At 66.0% G+C, this 18,052-nt stretch carries 12 protein-coding genes and 1 pseudogene; 4 read left to right on the plus strand and 9 right to left on the minus strand.

Going from position 1 to position 18,052, the window contains the following annotated elements; genetic code table 11:
* Window positions 1–2: 2 nt before the first annotated feature.
* The 4 genes and pseudogenes from PJW05_RS14920 (at window position 3) to PJW05_RS14935 (ending at window position 5,082) form a co-directional block, all read left to right on the plus strand.
* Window positions 3–1,316 (plus strand): MFS transporter, encoded by a 1,314-nt coding sequence (locus PJW05_RS14920; RefSeq protein WP_271407793.1) that lies wholly within the window; start codon window positions 3–5, stop codon window positions 1,314–1,316.
* Between the two features lie 215 nt (window positions 1,317–1,531).
* A complete protein-coding gene (locus tag PJW05_RS14925) occupies window positions 1,532–2,857 on the plus strand; it encodes a hypothetical protein (protein ID WP_271407794.1) in 1,326 nt (441 codons plus the stop codon).
* Between the two features lie 47 nt (window positions 2,858–2,904).
* Window positions 2,905–3,570, plus strand: a pseudogene (locus PJW05_RS14930) (chemotaxis protein); the annotation flags it as partial.
* Window positions 3,571–3,852: 282 nt separating this feature from the next.
* Entirely contained in the window at window positions 3,853–5,082 is a 1,230-nt protein-coding gene (locus PJW05_RS14935; protein ID WP_271407796.1) for a DUF3422 domain-containing protein, read from the plus strand.
* Between the two features lie 362 nt (window positions 5,083–5,444).
* Here PJW05_RS14935 and PJW05_RS14940 read toward each other — a convergent pair whose 3' ends face one another.
* The 9 genes from PJW05_RS14940 to PJW05_RS14980 all read right to left on the minus strand — a co-directional run bounded on the left by PJW05_RS14940 (window position 5,445) and on the right by PJW05_RS14980 (window position 17,911).
* Entirely contained in the window at window positions 5,445–6,155 is a 711-nt protein-coding gene (locus PJW05_RS14940; protein WP_271407797.1) for a lipoyl protein ligase domain-containing protein, read from the minus strand.
* Window positions 6,156–6,218: 63 nt separating this feature from the next.
* A complete protein-coding gene (locus PJW05_RS14945; RefSeq protein ID WP_271407798.1) occupies window positions 6,219–6,968 on the minus strand; it encodes a class I SAM-dependent methyltransferase in 750 nt (249 codons plus the stop codon).
* Between the two features lie 188 nt (window positions 6,969–7,156).
* Window positions 7,157–8,311: a MalM family protein gene (locus PJW05_RS14950; protein ID WP_271407799.1), complete on the minus strand. Its 1,155-nt coding sequence runs from the start codon at window positions 8,309–8,311 to the stop codon at window positions 7,157–7,159.
* A complete protein-coding gene (locus tag PJW05_RS14955) occupies window positions 8,311–9,903 on the minus strand; it encodes an outer membrane protein transport protein (protein ID WP_271407800.1) in 1,593 nt (530 codons plus the stop codon). The genes PJW05_RS14950 and PJW05_RS14955 overlap by 1 nt, the downstream gene beginning before the upstream one ends.
* 18 nt (window positions 9,904–9,921) lie before the next feature.
* Window positions 9,922–10,926, minus strand: a complete 1,005-nt coding sequence (locus PJW05_RS14960) for a transporter (RefSeq protein ID WP_442969165.1) — start codon at window positions 10,924–10,926, stop codon at window positions 9,922–9,924.
* A 37-nt stretch (window positions 10,927–10,963) separates the two neighbouring features.
* The gene (locus PJW05_RS14965) at window positions 10,964–11,725 is read right to left on the minus strand and encodes a C39 family peptidase (protein WP_271407801.1); all 762 of its coding nucleotides are present in this window, start codon (window positions 11,723–11,725) and stop codon (window positions 10,964–10,966) included.
* A gap of 86 nt (window positions 11,726–11,811) precedes the next feature.
* Complete coding sequence (locus PJW05_RS14970; RefSeq protein ID WP_271407802.1) at window positions 11,812–12,258, minus strand: DUF6160 family protein; 447 nt, start codon at window positions 12,256–12,258, stop codon at window positions 11,812–11,814.
* 230 nt (window positions 12,259–12,488) lie between these two features.
* The gene (locus tag PJW05_RS14975) at window positions 12,489–15,200 is read right to left on the minus strand and encodes a helix-turn-helix transcriptional regulator (protein ID WP_271407803.1); all 2,712 of its coding nucleotides are present in this window, start codon (window positions 15,198–15,200) and stop codon (window positions 12,489–12,491) included.
* The gene (locus PJW05_RS14980) at window positions 15,197–17,911 is read right to left on the minus strand and encodes a LuxR C-terminal-related transcriptional regulator (RefSeq protein WP_271407804.1); all 2,715 of its coding nucleotides are present in this window, start codon (window positions 17,909–17,911) and stop codon (window positions 15,197–15,199) included. Before PJW05_RS14980 ends, PJW05_RS14975 begins: the two co-directional genes overlap by 4 nt.
* Between the last annotated feature and the right edge of the window lie 141 nt (window positions 17,912–18,052).

Genomic DNA, 18,052 nt, shown 5'->3' on the forward strand with positions numbered 1-18,052 from the left:
CGATGACAACAAGAACAACATCCTTCGACCTCAACCACAGCAAGACCCGACCGGCCAACCACAGGGCCATCGCGGCGATCTGCCTGGGCAATGCCCTGGAGTTCTACGACTTCCTGGTCTACAGCATGCTGGCGACCCTGATGGCCCGGCTGTTCTTTCCCTTCGGCGACGATCCGCTGATTCCGCTCATGCTCTCCCTGGCGGTGTTCGGCACCGGTTTCGTCATGCGCCCTCTGGGTGGACTGCTCATCGGCCTGTATGCCGACCGCGCCGGCCGTCGTTCCGCCATGCGCCTGACCCTCTGGTTGATGGCCATCGGCTCGCTGCTGTTCACCCTGGCTCCCACCTACGCCCAGGCCGGGCTGGCCGGGCCGGCACTGGTGATAGTCGCCCGCCTGTTGCAAGGCTTCGCGGTGGGCGGCCAGATCGGTACCTCCACCACCATGCTGATGGAGTACGCCGACAAGGACACGCGCGGCTACTACTGCAGTTGGCAGACCTTCAGCCAGAGCCTGGGGATTTTTCTCGGCGGGCTGCTGGTGATCGGCCTGAGCAACCTGCTGACGCCGGAGGCCATGGACAGCTGGGGCTGGCGGCTGATCTTCGCGGTGGGCATCCTCGCCGCGCCGGTCAGCGAGTACATTCGCCATCGCCTGGACGAGACCGAAGCGCATCGCGCCTCTCACGCCAGGGCCCGGCCGGCACCGGTCAATCGCCTCGCGCTGCTGCGCGCCCACCCGCGTCAACTGTGCGCCGGGGTGCTCTTGGTGATCGGCGCCACGGTCCCCATCTACGTCATCCAGTTCTACCTGGCCAACCACGCCATCGGTGTACTCGGCATGCCCCTGCGTACCGGAACCTGGGCCGCCATAGTGGCCTGCCTGCCGCCCCTGCTGCTGTCGGCCCACGCCGGCCGGCTGAGTGACCGCATCGGTCGGCGCAAGGCCATCTTCTGGCCCCTGCCGATCCTGTTGCTGGTGATCTACCCGGCCTTCCTGGTGATCAACCAGAACCCGCAGATCAGCGTGCTGCTCGCGGTGGTGTTCCTGCTCAGCATCCCGCTGACCTACACCATAGTGCCGAACCTGGCGATCCTGCCCGAGCTGTTCCCGGTGGAGATTCGCGCCAGCGGCATGTCCCTCGCCTATTGCATCGGCGTCGCCCTGTTCGGCGGTTTCGCCCAGTTCTTCTCCGCCAGCCTGGTTAGCCTCACCGGCAGCCCCAACGCGCCGGCCTGGTACATCTTCGCCGCCATCCTGCTGGCCCTGGTCGGCCTCAGACTCGCGCCGGAAACCGCCGGCCGCGAACTCGACTGAACCGCCCCACCGCCGGCAAACGCTTCGCTGGCGGGCCGCTGTCCATTGCTTGCCCCAACGGGGCTCCCGACCCACCGGGAGCCCTGGACGCCGGAGAATCTGGCACGCAGCCGCAAGCCCTTGGCAAGCAGGCACAAGGCCAGCCGCTGGCAACTCCTTAGTATCCGGACGCAGAAACGCAGCCCCGCCAATACCTACAAAAAGGAAGCCTTGCGATGAAGCGGTCCGCCCTGTTCCGAGTCTCCACCCTGGCCCTGCTGGCAGGCGCCGCCAGCCAGACCGGTGCCTATGAACTCTACGCCGACGACGACACCCACCTGAACACCGACCTGGAGGCGGTGTTCGGCGTCTTCCACAGCCAGGAGAACTACGCCATCAGCGGTTCGAAGCGCGAGGGCTCGTCGTCCTGGCGCGAGGGCTACGCGAAGTACGGCATCCGCTTCGACCAGGGCCTGGCCGGGGCCGGCACCGGTTATGGCGCCTTCAACATGCTCAGCTCCGGCACCTGGGGCGATGGCGACGCGGCGGGCTTCACCGACGGCACCGAGCGCACCACCAAGATCGAGGACGCCTACCTCGGCTGGCGTTCCGGGCAGTTGTTCGAGGCCCTCGGCCAAGACGGCGTGGAGGTCTCCTTCGGCCGGCAGAACCTGATGATCGGCGACGGCTTCCTCATCAACGGCGACGCCCTGAACCTCGGCAAGGGCCTTGCCGATGGCGAGTTCAACCGTGGCGGCGCCTACTGGCTGGCCGCGCGCAAGGCCTTCGACCAGACTGCCGTGCTGCGCCTGGGCGGCAAGGACGGCCTGCGCGGCGACCTGATGTGGCTGAAGTCCGACAACCGCGCCCAGGCCAAGCCGGAGATGCTGGTGGGCACCCTGGAACACGTATCCGATGCCGGAACCCTGGGCCTGACCGCCATCGACGTCCGTGACATCGACGAAGCGTACGCCTCGCCCTTCCAGGCCGAGCGCGACGGCATGAAAACCTGGAGCCTGCGTGGCCAGGGCAATGCCGGCGTGGACAACCTGTTCCTGTCCGGCGAATACGCCCGACAGGACAAGAAGAACGTCGACGACGAAGACGCCTGGTACCTGGAAGCCGGCTGGACCTTCTCCGAGGTGGCCTGGAGCCCGTACGTCAGCTACCGCTACAGCCGCTACTCCGAGGGCTTCGACCCGCTGTTCACCGGCTTCAGCCGTGGCTACGGCACCTGGTTCCAGGGTGAGGTGGCGGCCAACTACGCCGGCCCGTTCAACAGCAACACGCAGATCCACCACGTTGCCTTCAAGGTCACCCCGCTGGAGAACCTGAGCCTCGGCGCCCTGTGGTTCGACTTCAGCACCCTGGACCGCGACCAGGGCAACTTCGATGGCCGCGAAGTGGACCTCTACGCCGAATGGGCGGTGAGCGAGAACTTCATCGTCATGCCCCTGGTCGGCCTCTACCAACCGGACAGGAGCGCCGAGGAAGGCGGCAGCCAGATTGGCAGCGATGACCGCAACCTCTACAGCCAATTGCTGTTCGTCACCCTGTTCTGAACCCTTCCGGGGCGGCGCTGCCCCGGCTTTCCCGTATGGCCGACCCCATGCCCAAGCCAAGCCTCAGCATCCAACGCAAGATCACCCTGCTGGCGAGCCTCTGCCTCATCCTGGTGGTGGGCCTGCTGGTCGGCCTGTCGCTCTTCCAGACCCGCGCCAGCACCGAGCGGGTCAAGGATTCCAGCGGGCAGATGCCGGCCGACGCCGCACGCCTCAACCTCCAGGCCCAGGGCAAGGTGCAGGCGTTGCACATCCAACGCAGTTTCACCCGCACCCACGAGTACGGCCTGGGTCTGGCGCGCCATCTGCTTTACCTGCGCGATCGCGCCATCCAGGGCGAGATGCCCGCCGAAGCCCTGCGCGCTGCGCTGGCTGGCGAGCTGCGCAAGGCCGTGGAGCAGCGCCCCGAGCTGCTCGGCCTGTTCCTGATCTTCCAGCCCGATGCCCTGGACGGCCACGATGCCGAATTCCGTGGCCGCAACGACATCGGCAGCAACGACGCCGGGCGCTTCGCCCTTTACTGGCTGCAGGCCAGACCCGGCGAGCTGCAGGCGGTGCCCGGCGATGAAAAACTGCTGGCCGACACGGCCCCCGGCCCCAGCGGCGCCCCCTTCAATGCCCTCTTCACCTGCCCGCGCGACAGGGATCAGCTGTGCCTGCTGGAGCCCTACTTCGACGATTCCTCGGGCAGCCGCAAGCTGGTCACCAGCGTGGAAGACATCCGCCAGGTGATCGACAACCTGCAGAACGGCACCCGTGACGTGACCCAGGCCATGCAGGGCAGCCACGGCCTGGCGCAGGAGAACGTCAACCAGGTGGGTCAGGCGGTCGCGGGCGTTCCCGAGAGCAGCGTTGCTGCGTTCCCTTCGCCACCGGCCTGAGGGGCTACCCGCCCCGACGGACCGGTGGCCCCTGCACAAATGTCTCCCCACCTGTGACCGCCTCACGGACAGGCCGCGTCATCGAAGAAAACCTACCTGCCCGCAGAAGTCTCCATGCACCCACTCCGCAAAGCCCTGCACAACGAGTTGCACTCGCGTCCGTCGATCTACTTCCGCGATCCGGCCAACGTCTACCACTTTGCCTTCGCCGATACCGAGGAGGCCTGCGACGCCCTGGTGGAACGCCTCAACCAGTCCGCCGATGCGGCGTTGGCCAGCAACGGCTCCCAGGGCCTGCTGCGCCTGGGCGAGAACACCCTGAAGTGGGAGCGTCACACCGAATTCTTCACCCTCACCCTGGTGGTGCCGAGAAACCCCGGCGACATCCCCTGGCCGCCCCTGCCGGAGGCACTGGCGGACCTGGTGGCCGAGCACCGTCATCTGCTGATCAATGCCGACCAGGTGCTGGTGGAGTCCGAGCAGAACTGGGGCGGGGACGCCACCGCCTATGGTTTCAAGGACCCCTCCGGCTCCAACCTGGGTGGCGGCGATGCCGCCGCCTGGTCGGACTTCCGTCTCACCGACGACGGGGTGAACCGCATCCTGCTGGTCAACCGCCGGCTCAATGCCTATCGCCTGGGTCGAATGATCCGCCGCCTGCTGGAGATCGAGACCTATCGCATGATGGCTTCCCTCACCCTGCCGGTAGCCCAGGCCGTGAGCCTGCAGTTGAAGGAGTACGACAAGGAACTGACCAGCCTTTCCGACCGCAACGCCGAAGGCAAGAGCAGCGCCAAGGCACTGTCCGTCGATATCGCCGCCCTCTCCGCGCGCATCGTGCGCAGCACCGCGCGGACCCGGCAGCGCTTCAGCGCCACCGAGGCCTATGCGCAAATCGTCTTCGAGCGCGTCCAGGAGCTGCGTGAATCCCACGTCGGCGACTGCCAGCGTCTCGGTGTATTCATCGAACGGCGCTTCCGCCCCACGGTGCGTTACTGCGCCGCCACCGACCAGCGCCTGGTGCGTCTCGGCCAGAGCGTGGCCAACCTGGGCGACCTGCTGCAGGCGCGCGTGCAGGTGGAAGTGGAAGAGCAGAACTCGGAAATCCTGCGCAGCCTGAACGCCCGCGCCGACACCCAGATCAAGATCCAGAAGGCGGTTGAAGGCCTGTCCATCATCGCCATCAGCTACTACCTGCTGAGCCTGTTCAAGCTGTTCTACGGTGGCCTGCACAGCATCGGCCTGGACATCTCGGAGAAAGCCGCGATCTTCACGATGGCGCCAGTGGTGCTGCTGATCCTGGGCGGCATCGTGCTGAGGATTCGCAAGGCCAAGGGGCATTAACCCCGTCCGTTCTGGCGTAGCGGCTTCGTAGGATGGTGTAGAGCGAAGCGAAACCCATCACCCCAAGCGATGGGTTTCGTGCCTCTACCCATCCTACGAAACTACCTGCCCTGCACGACCACAGCATCTCCCCGGGCCGAATCGAGCACAAAAAAGACCCGGCAAAGTGCCGGGTCAATAACCGTGATTAGCCTGATGAGGAGATAATCTGATGAGTCCGAAATCTGGGCTTGTCAGCTTATCCAACTGGCCGCGAGGCCAGTGATATGAATAATAATGATTCTCATTTTTCCGTCAAGCACTTTCTTGCCCTGGATGTGAATCACTTTCATCTACCGGATCACCGGCGCTCCCCTTCCCCCTCACGCCAGCGTCATTCCGGCTTCTGCCAGGGTCCGACGATAGCCGTCGCGTAGCGGGCCAAGCCGGCTCCACACGTCTCCCACGCATTCCTCCAGGGCGATATGGCTGCCGGCTCGGCAGCGGTCATCCAGGTCGCAGCCCTGGTAGAAGGCGTTCACCACCTCGACCATCGGTTCGCGCTGGTCCTCCATCAGTACCGCGGCATGGGCCAACACCACGTGCCGACCGTCCTCACGACGGCGGCGCCAGCGCTGGGCGGTGCCGACCAGCTTGCGCGCCGCCAGGGTCACGTTGTAGCGGCCGTCGCAGAAGGCACCGTCCACTTCACCCAGCCCGCCTTCCAGGCCCATGCCGGCCAGCCAGTCGAGCATCGGCTGACACAGGCGCAGGTAGGCATTCTCGATGCGCGTCAGTTCGCTTTCGCGAGGCGGCAAGGCATACGCCAGGGCCACGTTGAGCACCGCCGGCGATTGCGGAACGGGTTCGCCGCCACTGTCGCGCAGGGCAACTGGCCACCCCAGTTCGGCGCAGCGTGGCTCGGCCACGGCGAACCCCACCAGCCGGCTCAGGCGCTGCGGCATCACCAATGCCGCCTCGCTCGGGCGCCAGAGCAGCAGCCCGCAGTCCTGCTCGCCATGCTGGACCCAGTCCAGCAGCTGGCGCTCCGCATCCAGTCCCTCGACAACCGCGAAACGCGAAATCTGCTGCATGACTCCTCCTGTGCGATGTCGAGCTGGCTGACGGCCGCGGGAAAACGCCTTGAAAGGAACGCTTCAGCTCACCCGTCCCAGGTTCACCGTCAGCGGCCAGCTCACCCGGCGGCTGGCGGCCGGATCTCCCCAGGCCTGATGGAAGCGTTCCCGCAGCGGATCGAGCGGGTTGCTGCCGTGGGCCTGCTGGTAGGTGGCCAGGGCCGACCAGCTTTCCAGGTAGCCCAGCAACCGCGCCAGGTCCCACTGGGCATCCAGGGTGAACGGGGGGACGTCGATGCGCTCGAAGGGGAACGGCAGGCTGCGGTAACCCTGCTCCACGTGCTTGCGCTCTTCCGCCCAGTAGGGGCCGAGGATGTCCTGGTAGAGGTGGTTCACCAGTGCGTCCACTTCGGGCGTGATCTGCGACAGGTTGTAGGAGATCACCGCCAGCAGCGCCCCTGGCCGGCTCACCCGACGCACCTCGGCATAGAAGCGTTCCAGGTCGAACCAGTGCAGTGCTTGCGCCACCAGCGTCAGGGAGACGCTGCCGTCTGCCAGGGAGGTCTGTTCCGCCGGCTCGCAGCGGTAGTCGATGGTCGGCCCGGCCTCGGCCTTGGCCAGTTGCTGGGCGCTCACGTCCGTGCCCACCACGCGCTGGAAATGCCGGGCGAGGTCCCGGGTGGCCTGGCCACTGCCGCAGCCGCAGTCCCAGGCCAGGGACTGGTCCGGCGCCTGCCGGCTGAGCCAGGCGATCAGTTCGGGATCGTAGGTGGGACGGTTGGCGCTGTAGGCGTCGGATTGGCGGGTGAAGAGCTGGCTGGTGTCGGACATGGCTGGAAATCCGCATCTGTTCGCAAGGGTTGCCAGCATAGCGCGGCCTGGGGGGTGGCAGGGGCCAGTCTCTTGTAGGAGCGAATTCATTCGCGAAACCGAGCAGGCGTATCGGGATGCGGACTGCGCTGCAGTCCTTCGCGATTGAAATCGCTCCTACAGGAGGATGCCCCGGGGATCTGGCGGCGTTATTTCACGATCGCCAGCTCGAAGGCGCCCTGCTCGGCATGTTCGTGAACCTGCATGCCCGACTCGCTCAGGGCCAGGTCCTGCAGGGGGCGCTTGAAGGGTTTGTTGTCCAGGGTCTGCAGGCTGCGGTCCTCGTCCGTGGTCAGCAGCAGCACATAGCGTTCGCCCTGGTTGGCGCGGACCTGCACGGTGCCTTCGATGAAGGCGTAGCGGTACCAGGTTTCCCCGTGCAACTGGTAGACGGCATCGCTCACCAGCCGCGTCGGGCGCTTGGCTTCGTCGAGGAACAGCAGCGAGGGATAGACCACCTGGCGGTTGGCGAAGCTGCGGATGCGCAGGCCGTAGCTGTATCGCGAGCGCGGCAGCTTGAGGGCGCTGTAATAGCTGCGGCCCATGGGGAAGTCGAAGCTGGGCGAGAGGTTGTTCAGCTCCTCGTAGCGCGGTTCGTCGGCGGACACCTCGGTGAAGGCGTCCTCCGGCAACTGGCCGCAGCAGCGGTCCACGAGGCTCTGGTAGAGCGCCTCTCCCTGTGCCTGGCTGCCCTCCAGCAGGGCTTTCATGGCGGCGGTGGGCTGGCCATCGAGGGACGGCAACAGGGCGGCCTTGCGCTGGAACTCCAGCTCGCGCGCCTCGGTGTAGGCGATGGGGCCGGGTGGTTCGCCAGCGTCCTCCGCCCGGCCGCGCGCCGGAATCGGCGAGTTGTGCGTGCGGCCCTGCTCATCCACCCAGGTGAAGTAGGCTGGCCCCTGCTCGGGACGGGAATAGCCGCGGCCTTCCAGCACCTCGGAATCGATGTACTCGGCGGACCGCTGGCCATTGGGCAGAACGAAATTGCGCTGGCCCGCGTCCACCTGGCCGGCCGCATAAAAGCTGTTCTGCAGGTTGCCGCTGGCATCCACCCAGGTGAAGTAACGCCGCTTGCTTTCACCGGCCTTGGCGCTGCCGGGCCAGCGGGTGCCGCCATCCTCCGTCAGGCGCGCCTGGTCGCTGAGGGCGATGCGCCTGGCCGCCTGGCGCTGCTGCTCGCTGTAGCGGGTATCGACGAAGGTGTTGTGCACCCGGCCCTGGTCGTCGATCCAGGTCAGGTAGCGGCCGCCGCTGGCCTGGGCGGTGCCGGCGAGGGTCAGGGCGAGCAACAGGAAGGCTGCTTTCATCAGAAGGTCGTCTGGTAGGTCAGGGCGAGGATGTAGGCTTTCACCGAGGTCTCGACGTTCTGGCCGGCATAGGGGTTGTAGACCAGGTTGTCGATGCCGGTGCAGTTGAGGTTGCAACTGGTGTCGGCCTTGGTGCTCTGCTTGGTGGTGAAGTAGTTGAAGCCGATGTCGATGTTGGTGTCCTTGTCCCAGCGGTAGCCCAGTCCCAGGCCGTAGAGGTGGGCGTCGCCAATGGGCGCAAGCACGTCCGCCTTGTCATCGGGGATGGCCGACGGGCGCCATTCGTAGCCGGCGCGCACGGCGAGGCGGTCGGTCCACTGGTACTGCACGCCCAGGGCCCAGCTCCAGGTGTCGCGGTAGCCGCGGTCGAGGATGATGCTGTGGTCGGTGGCGTTGCCGCCGCCGAAGTTCTTGGCGATGCGCAGCAGGTCCAGCTCGCGGTCGAACTCGATCTCGAACTCGTTCCAGTCGCTGTAGCCGCTCCATTTCAGGTCGAGGTTGAACTGCCAGCGCTCGAAGGGCTTGAGCTTGATGCCGGTGGAGAAATTGTCCGGGTAGGTCATGTCGAGGGAGGCGTTGCCGATCTCCTCGTCCACATTGCCATAGGGGAACAACGGGCTCAGCACCTGGCCGAACAGCGAGGACTGCAGCCCGGACCAGAAGCCCTGCCAATCCTTGCTGTAGTCGACCCGGTATTTGCCCTGCAGGTGCATCCGCGCCTCGCTCTGGTAGGTGGCGCCCCAGGCGAACCAGTCGGTGGGCTCCCAGAGGATGCCGATGTTGTAGGTCGGCGACAGCGACTGCTGCAGGTCGAGGTCCATGTTGGCCAGGGTGTCGAAGGGACCGATCTGGCCGCCACAGACGTTGATCAGCCCGGAAATCACGTCGCCCAGTCCGGGAATGCAGAGGAACTCGTTGAACAGCCGGGTCAGGCCGGTGAGGAAGCCCGGGTTGCGGAAGTCCTGGTTGAGCGCCATGGCCTGGTGGGAGAACCCGATGGACAGGCCCAGGGCCAGTTCATCATTCATCTGGTAGCCCACCGACGGCGAGAAATAGGTGATGCGCTGCAAGGCCACTTCGCGGCCCTGGTAGCGCGCCGGGTCGCTGTCCGAGTCCCGCGAGTAGCCCAGGGCCATGGGCGCATAGACGTTGGTGGCGAAGGTGAACTTGGACCCCGGCGGGTTGATCGACAGCCCCGCCAGCGGTGCGAACAGCACCGGCACTTCGGTCATGCCGCCCATGCCGGGCAGGTACATGGCTGGCGTCAGGGTGCGGCTGCTGCTGTTGGCCACCGGATCGTCGTCGTAGCCGAGGAAACCATAGTCCTCCGGCGCTTCGAACCTGGCGCGGATATCCATGACGCCGGTGAGGAATTTCACCGTGGTCTGGCGCCCCTTGAGTTTGGTCAGGGCGGCCGGGTTGTAGTGCACGGCGTCGATGCCGGACGCATCGGCGGTGATGGCGTTGGCCATGGCCATCGCCTTGGGGTTGCCGATGGTCAGGTCGTTGGCCAGTTGCGCCTGGGCCAGGCCCGCCCAGCACAGGCCGATCCCGACGATCGTCCGCGCAAGCGGCGAAAGTTGCATGCTCATGGGGTGCGCTCTCGCCGGTTAGCGGGCCTTGAGGCCTTTGATGTCGAGGGGAACGGAAAGCCCCAGAAGCACGTCCGGCGAATCCTCGGTCATGCCGAAGCCCGCGTTGACGTTGACGATGTAGTCCGGCGAGGTTCGCAGGCCGAGGGAGAAGTTCATGACCGAACTGGTCTGCTCGGTCCCCTCCAGGTTCCCGCTCTGGAACTTGTAGGTCGGCTTCGTCGTGTAGGCCATCTGGTAGGAGGTGGCCAGGGACACGTCGTAGGACAGCGCGTAGGCGAAGCCCATGCTGAAGTTGAGGGTGTCGCCCGGCTCCACGTCTTCCAGCAGGCGGCCGCCGCGTACCTGATGGATGTCGTGCACCGGCAGGTTGTAGGTGTAACCCACCGAGCCGAAGAGCACGACCGGGTCGATCACGTAGGACAGGTTGGCGCCCACGCCCAGGCTGTAGTAGCCGTTGCCGGTGGACATGTCGTTGTCCGGGTTGATGTCGTAGGGGCTGTCGCCGGTGGGCAGGCCGAGGGTTGCATACAGCGTGGTGACGGGACGGCCGCGGGTGGACGACCAGGGCTGCCAGCGCAGGGAGGCGGAAATGTCGCCGAGACTGTAGACGTTGATGTCGCGCTCGGTGTCGTACTTGGCGACGAAGGGCAGGCGCATGCTGAAGGTCAGGTTGTCCCACACCCCGTAATCGAAGGTGAAGGCGTTGGTGAAGGTGTGCTGGGCCTCGCTCTGGCTGAGCACGCTGTAGACATTGGAGCCGGTGCGGAAGGTTTCGATCCGGGTGTCGCGCACCAGCGAGTAGTCGAAACCGTAGGTGAGTGTGCGCTCGCCTTTCTTCAGCAGCGTGTAGCTCTTCTCTGATGCCTGGAAGACCTCCTCCAGCGCCTTGGCGCTGTCGGCGTCATCCGCCTTCTTGCTCAGTGCGTCACGCGCGTCGTCCACCGAGTTTTCCTCGGCCTGCAGCGGCAGACTGGTACAGAGCACCAGCATGGCCAGCCATGCGTATTCCCTTGGTCCCATGGTGCTATCCCCAGGTCTTTCTTGTTATGAGCGGGTGTCACTTGCGGCGGATGTAGCGGATATCGCCCCCCGAACCCAGTTCGTCGACTTCGTTCTGGGAGAATTTCGAGATCTGCGGAAACGCCTGGAACGCCAGCAGGCTGACGATGCGGTCATCCACCAGGCGCAGGTCGCGCTCGGTGAGGGCCATGGCGTTCCGCGGTTCGTTGCCCGTGGGGAAGATCACGAAAAGGACGTTCTGGTCCCAGATTTCCTCGAAGCGGGCACGGGTGAAACTGATGTTGCCCAGGGCGGGGTCGGCGACGAACACGTGGTCGTTGTAGACGTCGCGCACCACCACGAAGTGCTTGAAGCCGCCGTAATGGATCGGAACGATGGCCGGATGCTCCAGGGCGTCCAGGTCGGCGAACTCGGCACGAAAGCCGCCGCTCTTGTAGCCCAGGGCGCCGACGAAACGTTTCATGTCCAGCAGCGAGAAGCCCCGGCGCTCGACGATCTTGTCGGCTTCGCCGTAGCGCAGCAGGCCTTCCATCACCTGGCGTTCTTCCAGGTTCCGGCCCAGGTAGTAGTCGAGCATCGTGGTCAGCGCGGCAGAGCCGCAGCTGTAGTCGTAGGCCTGGCGGATGACATTGCGGAACTGCAGTTGGCTCATCGGCTCCACGACCGCCGTTTCGCGGTAAGGACCGTTGGGCGTGAGCGGCTGGCTGATGTTCACCGCACCTTGCGGTTGCGGCTTGGTGTCCACTGCCTGGGTGAAGCCGAACAGCCCCAGCAAACTGCCAATCAGGATTTCGATCATTGCCGTTCCGACGACTCGACGCACGGGAAAGGCCCCCGCCAGCGAAAGCCGACGGAGCCTTCCGGGTTACAGGATGAAGCGGGCTGTCAGTGACCCCAGACCTTGATGGTCGAGCCGGACAGGTTCATGCCGTTGACGGCCAGGGAACCGATGCTGGCGGCGCTCTCATCACCGACGCGGATGGCGCCGACGGTCAGGGTGCCGGTGATCGCCGGCAGGCTGATCTGCAGCTTGTCGTTGGCGCCGCCGTCGATCACGTCGATTTTCAGCGGGTCGCTGTCGGAAATGTCGAAGCCGCTGAAGCCCAGGTTTTCCATGCGCAGGGTGCCGGCGACGGGCGTCGAGCCGGAGGTGTCGGTATCGGTGTAGACGACGCTGCCGATGTTGCCGTTGAAGCTACCGGAGATACTGATGCCGTCCTGACCGGTCACGCCGGACAGCGCGGAATCGTCCATGGCCTTGAGGTCGGCCTGGGCCATGAACGGAGCGGCAAGTACTGCGGCGGCCAGCGCCAGTTGTTTGAAGCTTTTCATTCTTTTTATCTCCAAAGTTCACAGGTGGGTTGCCCCCAGGGCCTGCCGTCGACTCCTGTCAGCGGCAGTCGGACCGGCTGACGCCGATCTCCAGGCCGGATGCTGCTTCCCTAGGCGCATCCGGCGAGGATTCGTGAAGCACCGTGCTTCTCGACCTGGGAACAAAACTACTGAGCCCCTCCCCCGCTGCCAGCCCATCCAAGGGATGGAGGACGGCGGGACTCCCCACCTCAAGCCTCGCTCAGGAGGCCCAGGCTCTTGCCTTTCAGTACCGCCTGGGTGCGACTGCGCACGCCGAGCTTGGCGAACAGGTTGTGCAGGTGCCACTTGATGGTGGCCTCCGACAGGTGCACCGCCTGGGCGATGTCGCGGTTGGAAAGTCCGGCCGCGACATAGCGCAGGATTTCTCGCTCACGATGGCTAACATCCTGATTTTCATCAAAAAAACCAGGATCGATGGCGAGCCGTCGACACTGCTCGCGCAGGCCCTCGGCCACACCCTGCCAGGCGCTGGCGCGCTTGGGTTCGGCGCTGCGCCAGGCGTCCCAGAGCGGCAGCAGCCACAGCGCGTCATCCTGGAACAACCGTCGGTAGCCGAGCTTCCAGGCCTCTTCCAGGGTGTTCTGGAACAGGGCGAAGGCCTTCTCGCTGTTACCCCTGCGCCAATACGCCACAGAAAGTAACAGCGACAGGCGCAGGCGGCGGTCGCGCTGATGTTCGTCCTGCTGCCGCGCCAGGCAACTCTCCAGGCTGACCTGGGCCCGTTCGGGGCGGCGCTCGCTCAGGGCCAGGCGCGCTTCGGTCAAGGCCAGTACGCTGTGCGCGTCGGAATAACGCGCGAGTGGCAGCACCGCCAGGTGCTGCTGCAACTGCAGGCAGACGCGCTCGGCCTCGTTGGGCCGCCGCAGCCAGAGCAGGAACTGCACCTTGCACGCCATGCCATGGGCGAATACCCGCTCGTAACCCGCCCCCTGCAGGCCGGCCAACCAGTCGTCGAGCTGGGCCAGGGCCTGCTCCGCCTCGCCGGCGAAGAAGCGCGCCCGCGCCATCACCAGCTGCCCGCGACTGATCAGTTCCACCGGTGTGGCCACGTCGCGCCAGGTGGTGGCCAGGGGCAGTTCGGCAAGCACCGCCGCGTGGCGGTCCTGCTCGTACAGCAGGTCGGCATAGGCCAGGGCCAGGGGGCCGCCCACCCGGCTGCGCCGGCCGAACACGCCTTCTACCCGCGCCCGGGCGCTCTCGGCAATGGCCCGGCCCCGTTCGAGGTCGCCGCTTTCCTTGCAGATCAGCGATTCGATCAGGCTGGTCATGACGTGCAGGTATTCGCTGTCCGTCAGTTTCAGGTTGTCGCGCGCGATGGCGATGGCCTTGGCGGCTTCGCCGAACTCGCTCATCAGCGCGTAGGCCGCCGCCTGCACGCAGGCCAGGCTGGCGCGGAACACCGGCTGGTTGTCCGGCACCATGGCCAGCCACTGGCGAGCGACCTTGAGACAGGCCTCGAGCTTGTCCTGGTAGAGCATCACCAGGGCCTTGAGCACCTGCGAGGCCGCCAGCAGTTCGCCGAGGCCAAAGTGGATCACCTTGCCGCGCCCTTGCAGCAGGCGCGTGCTGACCTCCTCGATCAGCGCCTCGGATTCGGCGAAGCGCTGCTCGAAGGCCAGTTGCCAGGCATAGAAGATCTGGAACACCGGATGCTCGCGGATAACCTCGGCGGGTACTTCCTTGAGCATGGAGAGGATGCCGTAGACCCGGTTGCCGGCGATCAACCGCGCGCCCTGGCGTTCGAGCATTTCGGCGGCGAAGGCGAAGTCGCGTCCGCGCAGGGCGTATTTGATGGCACGGTCCGGCAGGTCATGGCCTTCGCACCAGCGCGCCGCCGCGTGCAGCAAGGTGGTCGGGTCGGTCTGGCGCACCAGCCGGCCCTGGAGGAATTCCGCGAACAGGTGGTGATAGCGGAACCACTCGCCCTGCTCGTCCAGGGGAATCACGAAGAGTTGCTCGCGCTGCAGGCGCATGAGCATGTCGAGACCGTCGCGGCGGCCGGTCAAGGCGTTGCACAGGTCAGCGCAGAACTCGTCCAGCACCGAGGTCTGGTCGAGGAACTGCTGCAGCGCCTGGGGCAGGCTGTCGAGCACGTCTTCGGTCAGGTAGTCGGCGATGTTGCGTTCGCTGCCGCTGAGGCTGGCGAGAAAAGCGGCGCGGTCGGGATGGCGCGCCAGCGCCAGGCTGGCCAGGTGCAGCGCGGTGATCCAGCCTTCCGTGCGAGTGTGCAGCAGGCGCACTTCGTCGCCGGACAGGGGCAACTGGCGCATCTCGCGCAAGTAGGCCTCGGTCTCGTCGAAGGTCAGGCGCAGGTCCTCGGCCTTCAGCAGGATCGACTCCGCCTCACTGAACAACAGGCGCGGCGTGAAGCGGGTGCTGCTGACCAGATGGACATGGCGCGGCAGGTTCTCGATCAGGTAACGCGCGCCCTGGTCCAGGGCGACGTGGCGAATGCGATGGAAGTCGTCGAGCATCAGGTAGAGCTCGCCCTCGATGCGCTCGAGGTCGCCGATGAAGGCGTCGATCACCGCTTCGATGGGCCAGTTCACGTCCCCCTGCAACAGACCGTCGGTGTTGCCGCCGAAACCGGGCAAGACGGCGTCGACCGCGGCCACCAGGTACTGCAACAGGCGCTGCGGCTCGCTGTCCGCCTCGTCGCAGGACAACCAGGCGACATGCGCGCCTTCGGCCTGCAGCCGCTGGCGGAACAGGCTCAGGGTGGTGCTCTTGCCGAAGCCGGCCGGCGCACTGAGGACCAGCACGCGGCGGTCGCGGGCGTCCAGCAGGCGCTGGATCAGGGCGCGGCGCGGCAGCACCGGCCGGCCACCGGCGTCGGCCGGGAACAGCTTGGTGCGCAGCAGGGGAATCGGGTGCGGGCGAGACAGGCAGAGGTCAGTCATGGTTCGAGCAGCCCCAGCTCGCGGGCGCGGCGGATGGCCTGGGTCCGGTTACGCACCTTGAGCTTTTCGTAGATGTTGTGCAGGTGCCATTTGACGGTCCCCAGCGCCAGGGTCAGCCGTTGACCGATTTCCTCGTTGGACAACCCCTGGGCAGCCAGGCGGACCACCTCGCGTTCGCGCTCGGTAAGCCCCTCTTCCAGCACGTCCAGGGATTTGCGCGCGGCCTGACCGGGCCAAGCCGCCAGCAGTTCGCGGATGAAGCCCTGCAGCGCCGGCTGGCGCTCGGCCGCCTCCAGTTGCTGGAGCAGCAGGCGAATGGCTTCGCCCTCTTCGACGAACAGGCTGCGCACCCGTTCGCGCTCGGCGCAGAGCAGGCATTGCACCAGCAGGCTCTGCGCCCGTTCCTGGTAGCCCAGGCGCTGGTAGCTCAAGGCTGCCAGCAGGTCCAGGCGCAGCCGGTGCAGGCCATGCCAGTTGTCCGGCAGCTTGCCGCGCAGTTGGGTGATCTCGTGCAGCGCCTCGCTGAAGTGGCCGCGCGCCTGCTGCAGGCGCACACGGATCAGGCCCTGCACCCAGAGCGCCGAGTTGGCGCCGAGGTGATTGCCGCCGCTGGCCAGCTTGTTCCAGTCCACCCCCTTGAAGCGCTGCTCGGCACGCTTGATGCGGTCGCTCCCCGGTTCCTGGAGGATCAGCGAAACCTCGTCTGCCACCGCTCGCGCATAGAAGCGCCAGGACTGGTTGCGCGCGGCCAGGTTCTGCATCAGCACCAGGGTGGCCTGGGCTTCCTTGGGCTTGTCGCGCATGCGCTGGATGCGCGCGAGAACGAGCATGCCCTGGGCGTAGATGTCGATCGGGCGGATCACGTCGATGTGGGTCAGCGCGGCCCCCAGACGCTCCTCCAGGCCATCGAGACGCCCTTGCTGGTAGGCGATCAGCGACTCGACTATGACCGGCAGCGCCATGGCCCGGGATTTTTCGCCGAGGTGCGGGGTGACCTGGGCACGCATCTGTTCATGGAGGTTCTGCGCCTGTTTCACCTGGCCCTGTTCCAGGGCGAGGAGGATTTCCACGTTGGCCAGCTGCATGTCCAGGTAACGGCCTTCGAGAAAGTGGTTGCGCTGCTGCGCCAGGGCCATCAGGCGGCGTGCAGGGTCCGGCTGGGCGAGGGCCACCAGGGCCATGGCACCGATGACCAGGATGGCCACTTCGAGGAAGGCCTGGTTGCGCCCGAGCTGGGCCTCGACGCGGCGGGCGATGCTCACACAGAGTTCGAGATCGTCCTTCTGCAGGGCAACGGCGGCCTTCACCGCCAGGGTGGCCAGGTACTTGTCGCTCAACGGCGCATCGGTGCGGCTGCCGCCCCAGCGCGCCAACAGCTCGTCGAGCATCCGGTTGGCCTCCGGCAACGCCATTTCGGTGGCACGGTGCCAGACATCGGCCAGGATCAGTGTCGGATACCGCTCGGCGATCGCGTCCGGCACCTTCTGCCGCCAACGGTAGATCTTGTTCAACTGGCCGCGGTTGATCAGTTCCAGACCACAGCCGTCCACCAGCGCCGCGAGCATTTCCGGGTCTTCGGCCAGGCTCGCGTGCTCGATGGCCAGGTTCTGCATGTGGTGGTTGGCGAACCAGAGGCTGGCATTGAAATGCAGTTGCTTCAGCCGCTCGGGATCGCGCGCCTTGAGGCGAGCGCGCAGGAAATCGGCAAACAGGAGATGGAAGCGGTACCACTGGCGCTCGCGGTCCAGGGGCAGGAGGAACAGCTGCATGGTTTCCAGACGCTCCAGCAGGGCCTGGCCATCCTGGCGACCGGTCAGCGCGCTGGCCAGGTCGCCACTGAGCTGGCTCGCCACGCCCAGGGCCAGCAGGGCGTCCTGCAACTCGCCTGGCAATTGCTCGAAGACGCTGGCCAGCAGGTACTGGCCCACGGTGGCCTGGTCGCTGCCCAGGCATTCCATCTGTTCGCTGGCCTGGGGCTGGTGGCGCAGCCACAGGCTCGCCAGTTGGACCCCTATCGCCCACCCTTCGGTATGGCTGTGCAAGGCCAGCAGTGCGGCATCATCCAGTTGCAGGCCGGTGCGGCAGAGGTAGTCACGGGTTTCCTCGACGGTCAGGCGCAGGTCGTCCAGACCGATCTCCAGCAGCCAGCCCTTGGCCCGCAGGGTCGCCAGGTTGAGCGGTGGCAGGGAACGGCTGCCGACGGCCAGGGTGAAGTTGGCCGGGGCCAGGCGTACCAGCCGGCCGAGGGCGGAGAAGAGTTCCGGGTCCCGCAGCAGGTGCAGGTCATCCAGTACCAGCACGAGCGGACCGGTGTGGCGGGCGAGGTCCACCAGCAGACTGTCCAGCACGGCGTTGACCGGAACCTGCATGGTGTTCTGCAGGTAACCACGGGCGTAGTCGCCGAGGCCGGGCACGGCCTCGCCGAGGGTCTTGATCAGTTGCTGGAAAAACCGCGCGGGGTCGTCGTCCTCGGTTTCCAGGGAAAACCAGGCCACCGCGCTGCCTGCGGCGCGGTGCTGTTCGGCGAGGGCCGCGAGGGCAGTGGTCTTGCCGAACCCGGCGGGCGCCGAGAACAGCAGGAGGCGGGCATGGGGATGGGCGGCAAGCGCCGTCTGGACCTGAGGTCGTGGCAGATAATCGGCAGATGCCGGCGGCGTTGCGAGTTTGGAGCGCTGGCGACTGCCAGCTGTAGGGCTGATGACTGCGTCCACTGCCTGAATCCCTGTGTCGTTATCATTGTGAGTCGGAGAACCTTCTCCGTGGGATTGGTACATAACTATCAGAATGCTTTTCCTACGTAAACGTCGGAAAAGGCTCTAGGATCGACGCTGCAGGCGGACTAGAATCCGCCC

The organism is Pseudomonas sp. Q1-7, from assembly GCF_028010285.1.
Lineage (GTDB): Bacteria > Pseudomonadota > Gammaproteobacteria > Pseudomonadales > Pseudomonadaceae > Metapseudomonas.